This is a genomic window from Micromonospora sp. 15K316, from assembly GCF_004348525.1.
In the GTDB taxonomy this organism is placed as follows: Bacteria; Actinomycetota; Actinomycetes; order Mycobacteriales; family Micromonosporaceae; genus Micromonospora.
In genome coordinates, this window is record NZ_SMKG01000295.1 from 1 (window position 1) to 6,118 (window position 6,118).

Below are 6,118 nucleotides of genomic sequence, written 5' to 3' on the forward strand. Positions count from 1 at the left end.
GGTCTCGACGATGACGAGCGCGGTGTCGGGGCGTACGGCGGCGGCGACCTCGTCGGGGCGGGCCCAGGTGACGGTGGTGCCGAGCAGCCCGGTGGCGAGCACGTGGTCGGTTCCGCCGTAGAGGGGGCGGACGGCGACGACGTGCCGGCGGCCGTCGCGGGTGGCGGCGAGCAGGGTCGCGCTGAGCGCCGCCATGCCGCTGGCGAAGGCGACGGACGCGGCGGTGCCTTCGAGCTCGGCGAGGGCGGTCTCGAACCGGGCCACGGTCGGGTTCCAGAGCCGCTGGTAGACGGGGGTGTCGCCGGGGGTGAGCGGCCCGCCGGTGGCGAGGTGCTCGTAGGCGTCGCCGCCGGCGGCGATCGACGGCAGCGGGTTGGTGGTGGAGAGGTCGATGGGCGGCACGTGGACGCCGAGTGCGGTCAGGTCGTCGCGGCCGGCGTGCACGGCCCGGGTGTCCACGGTCGTCACGGGGGAAGCGTCGAATATCAGGCTGATCCGACGCAAGAGTCCCGAAGATGATTTCGTAGATAGGGTTTCAATATGTGTGGTGTTCGGTGCAGCATGGTCGGATGACCCCTGCACCGAACGATCTGCGGCCGTCTCCCACCCTCGACGACACCGATCGCGCGATCCTCACCGAGTTGGCCGCCGACGGGCGGCTGCCGAACAACGCGCTGGCCGAGCGGGTCGGGGTGGCGCCGTCGACCTGCTTGGCGCGTACCCGGGCGCTGCGGGAGAGCGGGGCGATCCGCGGTTTCCACGCCGAGATCGACCCGGCGGCGCTGGGGTTGCCGTTGCAGGCGCTGGTGTCCGTGCGGTTGAGCGCGCACGAGCGCCCGGTGGTGGACGCGTTCCGGGCGCGGTCGGTGCGGTTGCCGGGGGTGGTGTCGGTGTTCCACGTGGCCGGTGCGGAGGACTACGTGCTGCACGTGCGGGCGGCGTCCGCGGACGCGCTGCGGGACTTCGTGCTGGATCATCTGGCCGTGGACCCGGCGGTGCAGCACACGCAGACGAGTTTGATCTTCGAGCAGGCGCGGGGTGTGGGTTGAGTCGCGTCGGGGAACAAATCCGGCGCGACGTGGGTTGGCGAAGCGTGTGATCGACGTACCGCTCTCTGTTCTTGACCTTGCGCCGGTCGCCACCGGCGCCACCGCCGGTGAGGCCCTGCGACACACGACCGAGTTGGCCCGGCGCACCGAGGAGCTGGGGTACCACCGGTTCTGGGTGGCCGAGCACCACAACATGCCGGCGATCGCGAGTTCCGCCCCGCCGGTGCTCATCGCGCACCTGGCGGCGGCGACCTCGACGATCCGGCTCGGCTCGGGCGGGGTGATGCTGCCCAACCACGCGCCGCTGGTGGTGGCGGAGCAGTTCGGCACCTTGGAGGCGCTGCATCCGGGCCGGATCGACCTGGGCATCGGCCGCGCCCCGGGCACGGACCAGGTGACCGCGTTGGCGCTGCGCCGGACCATGGAGGGGCTCTCGGCCGAGGGGTTCCCCCGTGAGCTGGCCGACCTGATGAACTACTTCAGCGGCGAGCAGCCGGGCCCGATCACCGCCACTCCCGGCCTGGGCGAGCAGCCGGCGGTGTGGCTGCTCGGTTCGAGCGGTTTCAGCGCCCAGCTGGCCGGGCTGCTCGGACTGCCGTTCTCCTTCGCGCACCACTTCAGCGCGCAGAACACCCTGCCGGCGCTGATGCTGTACCGGCAGCACTTCCGGCCGTCGCGTTTCCTGGACAAGCCGTACGCCATGGTGGCGGTAAACGTGGTCTGCGCGGAGACGGACGAGCGCGCGCACTGGCTGGCCGGGCCCGCCGGGCTCTCCTTCCTCCGGCTGCGTTCCGGTCGGCCGCAGCCGTTGGCGACGCCGGAGGAGGCGGCGGCGTACCCGTACACCGACGTCGAGCGGGAGTTCGTGGCGCAGCGCCTGGAGGGCCAGGCGGTCGGTTCGCCGGAGACGGTACGCCGTCAGCTGACCGAGCTGCTGGAGCGGACCGGCGCGGACGAGCTGATGCTCACCACGATGGTGTACGACGTCGAGGACCGGGTGCGCTCGTTCCAGTTGGTCGCCGAGGAGGTCGTCGGCGATCTGCGGAGGAATGCCTGAAACACGATCTTCACGCTGGTGTCACCCCCGCGACCCGGACGGGGCCTAGTTTCATATCCGGTGGTGGTACGGCATTCCCGGTCGGGACGGGTCGGGAATGCCGCGGTGTGGCGCACCGGGCCGTAGCTGTGCGGATTCCGCGGCTGCGGTCCGGTGCCTGCCGCGACGCCATCTCGCCCGCCGGTCGGCCGGCGCTCGGGCAACGATCATTTCTCCGCTGGGTTGGGCGCGATGGCCGCGGCGCGATTGACCACTGGCGGCCGGCGGCTGACGTAGGCGCGGGGATCAGGTCCAGGCGCGGGGATCGGCGGCCAGCTCGGTGACCCGCGACGGCAGCGTCCCGCCGGCCACGTCGGCCACCGTCACCAGTTCCAGGATCTCCCGCTCGCTGGCCCGCAACGCGATCCAGACCTCCTGCAACGAGCGGGCCGCGCCGTGGTAGCCGAGCTGCTCCGGGCGCTGCCCCCGCACGTGCGCGAGCGGACCGTCGATCACCCGAATCACCTCGGCCAACGAGATCTCGTCCGCCGGGCGGGCCAGCCAGTAGCCGCCCTCGGGACCACGCTGGGCCTGGACGATGCCGCCCCGGCGCAGCTGCAGCAGGATGCTCTCCAGGAACTTCGGCGGGATCTCCTGGGCCCGGGCGATCTGGTCGGCGGTCACCGGCCGACCCCGCCCCGGCCCGGTGGCCGTCGCCGCGAGCTCGGCGGTCGCGCGGAGGGCGTAGTCGACCCGAGCGGAGAGACGCATGCCGCAAAGGTTATCGGGCTGGTCAGCCGCTCGGCCCGCCGCCCCTCGGCCGATCGGGCACGTCACAGTCGCCCCGCCCGGACCGCGCCGGGCGGCACCCCGCGGTCACGCCCCGACGCGGCGCAGCAGCCCCTCCTGCACGGCGCTGGCGATCTGGCGACCGTCCGTGGTGAACATCCGCCCCGTGGCCAAACCCCGGGCACCCGACGCCGACGGGCTCCAGCAGTCGTAGAGGAACCACTCGTCGGCGCGGAACGGCCGGTGGAACCAGAGCGCGTGGTCGAGGCTCGCCCCGACGACCCCGCCCGGACCCCACACCTCGCCGTGCACCGAGAGCACCGAGTCGAGCAGGGTCAGGTCGGAGGCGTACGTCAGCGCGCAGGCGTGCAGCAGCGGGTCGTCCGGCAGCTTGCCGTCGATGCGCATCCACACCCGCTGGTGGGGGTTGGCGGGCCGGTCTCCGGGGCGTACCCAGCCGGGCTCGCCGACGTAGCGGACGTCGATCGGGCGCGGGATCTGGGACCAGATGCCGAGCCGTTCGGGGTAGCGGGCGAGCCGGTCGGGCATCGTCGGCACCTCGTCCGGCCCCGGCACGTCGAGCGGCGCCGGGGCCTGGTGGTCCAGCCCCTCCTCCGCCCGCTGGAACGAGGCCGACATGAAGAAGATCGGCTTGTCGTGCTGGAGGGCCACCGAGCGGCGTACCGAGAAGGAGCGCCCGTCCCGGACGTTCTCCACCTGGTACTCGATCGGCTCCACCGGGTCGCCGGGACGGACGAAGTAGCCGTGCAGCGAGTGCACGAACCGTTCCTGGTCCACCGTACGGCCGGCGGCCACCAGCGCCTGGCCGGCGACCTGCCCGCCGTACACCCGCTGCGGCCCGACGGGCGGGCTCATCCCCCGGAAGGTCATGGTGGCGGTCTGCGCGAGGTCGAGCACCTCGAGCAGCTGGTCGACCGCGGCCTGGCCGACCACGACCTTCGGGCCGGTCACTGCAAGGCCCGCGCCGAGGCCGCGTCGACCAACGATCCGAGCTGGTGCACGCGCAGCGTGTTGGTCGAGCCGGGGGTGCCGGGCGGGCTGCCCGCCACGATCACCACGTAGTCGCCGGGGTTGGCCCGGTTGAGGCCGAGCAGCGCCTCGTCGACCTGGCGGAACATGTCGTCGGTGTGCTCGACGAAGGGCATGAGGAACGTCTCGACGCCCCAGGCGAGGGCGAGCTGGTTGCGCACCTCCGGCACGGGGGTGAAGGCCAGCAGCGGCAGGTCGCAGTGCAGCCGGCTGAGCCGCCGCACCGTGTCACCGGTCTGGGAGAAGGCGACCAGCGCCTTGGCGCCGATGGCCCGCGCGATGGAGGAGGCGGCGATGGTGAGGGCGCCGCCGTGGGTACGCGGATCGTGCTGCAGCCGCGGCACGGCGAACGAGCCGCACTCCGTCGTCGTCACGATCCGGGCCATGGTGCTGACGGTGAGCACCGGATACTTGCCGACGCTGGTCTCACCGGAGAGCATCACCGCGTCCGCGCCGTCGAGCACCGCGTTGGCCACGTCCGAGGCCTCGGCGCGGGTCGGGCGGGAATTCTCGATCATGGAGTCGAGCATCTGGGTCGCCACGATGACCGGCTTGGCGTTCTCCCGGCAGAGCTGCACGGCGCGCTTCTGCACCAGCGGGACCTCGTCCAGCGGCATCTCCACGCCGAGGTCGCCGCGGGCGACCATGACGCCGTCGAAGGCCAGCACGATGGCCTCCAGGTGGTCCACCGCCTCCGGCTTCTCGACCTTGGCCAGCACGGGCCGCTGCACCCCGACCTCGCCCATGATCGCGTGCACGCGCTTGATGTCGTCGGGCGAGCGGACGAACGACAGTGCGATCATGTCGACCCCGAGGCCGAGAGCGAAGCGCAGATCCTCCTCGTCCTTCTCCGACAGCGCCGGAACGCTGACCGCCACGTTGGGCAGCGACACGCCCTTGTTGTTGGAGACCGGGCCGCCCTCGGTGACCAGGCAGCGGATGTCGTTGCCCTGCACGTCGGTGACCTCGACGGCGACGCGGCCGTCATCGATCAGCAGCCGGTCGCCGGGCTTCACCTCCTGCGGCAGCTTCTTGTAGGTGCAGGAGACGCGATCCTTCGTGCCGAGGATGTCGTCGCTGGTGATCACGACGGAGTCGCCGGTGCGCCACTCGTGGGGGCCGTCGGCGAACTTGCCCAGGCGGATCTTGGGGCCCTGGAGGTCGGCGAGGACGGCCACCGGGTGACCTGCCGCCTCGGCCGCCTCCCGGACCAGCCGGTAGACGGCCTCGTGGTCGGCGTGGCTGCCGTGACTGAAGTTGAGTCTCGCCACGTTCATCCCGGCCTCTACGAGCCCCCGGATGCGCTCCGGGGACGAGGTGGCGGGGCCGAGAGTGCAGACGATCTTCGCGCGGCGTGTCACGCCCATCAGGCTAGTCTCTCCTCCGGGTCGGTCTGCTGACCGACCCCCTCGCGGGCTGCGGAACAATTCTCCACCGTCGCGCGAACACGCGGGGAACACAGGGTGGAACCGCATCCGGGACGTTGTGGCTGGCGGGCAACGGCGACCGCGCGCCGGGAATCGTACGCCTCCCGTCCGGGCCGGCCACCGGGTCCTCCCGGCCCCGAGGTGGGTCGCGTCCCGGCACCGGGTCATCCGGCGCCGGACCGGCACGACCGAACGGGTACCGCGACGGGCGGGTCCCGCCCCCCGGTGACCCGGTGTCGGCCGGCCGCCCTCAGCTCTCGGTCTTGGCCAGCGGGAACTCCAGCGAGCCGGCCGGGCAGAGGAAGGTCATCACGTCCACCCGGTAGAGCCCGGCCTGCACCGCGGGGTCGGCCTCCATCACGCTGCGCACGTCTTCCACCGAGCCGGTACGGGCCAGCCCGAACCCGATCGGCGGGTCCGGGTTGTGCGCCCGCCCGTCCACCGAGCCGGAGACCAGGACGATCCCGCGCTTGTGCAGCGCGTCCATGTGTTCGGCGTGCTCGGCCTGCAGCCGCTGGATGGTCTGGGTCGACAGCGCCCGGCCGGCCCGCCCCGGGTAGAGCACGATGCACTCGTACGTGTCGAGCGCGAAGTCGACCTGCGGCACTCCCGCCATTGCAGCCCCCTCCCGCCGTGGCGCCGCCGGCCCGAACCCGACGCGGGCCGGCGCCACCGGCACGGGCTCAGCGTCGCACGGGCCGTGACGGCGTGGTCGCCGCTCGGCCAATCCGGCCGGGCCGCCCCGTTGCGCCGGAGCCGTTCCCGCC

The 6,118-nt window shown here is 72.6% G+C and carries 7 protein-coding genes; 2 read left to right on the forward strand and 5 right to left on the reverse strand.

Features of this window, described 5'->3' with window-relative positions; translation table 11 throughout:
- A partial coding sequence (locus tag E1211_RS29870) for a PLP-dependent transferase (RefSeq protein ID WP_132353223.1) occupies window positions 1-486 on the reverse strand: 486 nt, incomplete at its 3' end.
- 83 nt (window positions 487-569) lie between these two features.
- On the opposite strand from E1211_RS29870, the gene E1211_RS29875 reads away from it, so the two are divergent.
- Together E1211_RS29875 and E1211_RS29880 are read left to right on the forward strand one after the other, a co-directional pair.
- Window positions 570-1,049 carry an Lrp/AsnC family transcriptional regulator gene (locus E1211_RS29875; RefSeq protein WP_132353211.1) on the forward strand — a complete coding sequence of 160 codons (480 nt, stop codon included), beginning with the start codon at window positions 570-572 and terminating at the stop codon, window positions 1,047-1,049.
- A 46-nt stretch (window positions 1,050-1,095) separates the two neighbouring features.
- Window positions 1,096-2,106, forward strand: coding sequence for an LLM class flavin-dependent oxidoreductase (locus E1211_RS29880; protein WP_243709766.1), 1,011 nt, complete (start codon window positions 1,096-1,098; stop codon window positions 2,104-2,106).
- Between the two features lie 285 nt (window positions 2,107-2,391).
- On the opposite strand, the gene E1211_RS29885 is transcribed toward E1211_RS29880, so the two are convergent.
- From E1211_RS29885 to E1211_RS29900, 4 genes are all read right to left on the reverse strand, one after another.
- On the reverse strand, window positions 2,392-2,856 hold the full coding sequence (locus E1211_RS29885) for an Rrf2 family transcriptional regulator (RefSeq protein ID WP_132353215.1): 465 nt from the start codon (window positions 2,854-2,856) through the stop codon (window positions 2,392-2,394).
- A 105-nt stretch (window positions 2,857-2,961) separates the two neighbouring features.
- The gene (locus tag E1211_RS29890) at window positions 2,962-3,846 is read right to left on the reverse strand and encodes an acyl-CoA thioesterase II (RefSeq protein ID WP_132353217.1); all 885 of its coding nucleotides are present in this window, start codon (window positions 3,844-3,846) and stop codon (window positions 2,962-2,964) included.
- Window positions 3,843-5,291: a pyruvate kinase gene (pyk, locus tag E1211_RS29895; RefSeq protein WP_132353219.1), complete on the reverse strand. Its 1,449-nt coding sequence runs from the start codon at window positions 5,289-5,291 to the stop codon at window positions 3,843-3,845. The genes E1211_RS29890 and pyk overlap by 4 nt, the downstream gene beginning before the upstream one ends.
- 310 nt (window positions 5,292-5,601) lie before the next feature.
- Window positions 5,602-5,967, reverse strand: coding sequence for a YciI family protein (locus E1211_RS29900; protein WP_132353221.1), 366 nt, complete (start codon window positions 5,965-5,967; stop codon window positions 5,602-5,604).
- Between the last annotated feature and the right edge of the window lie 151 nt (window positions 5,968-6,118).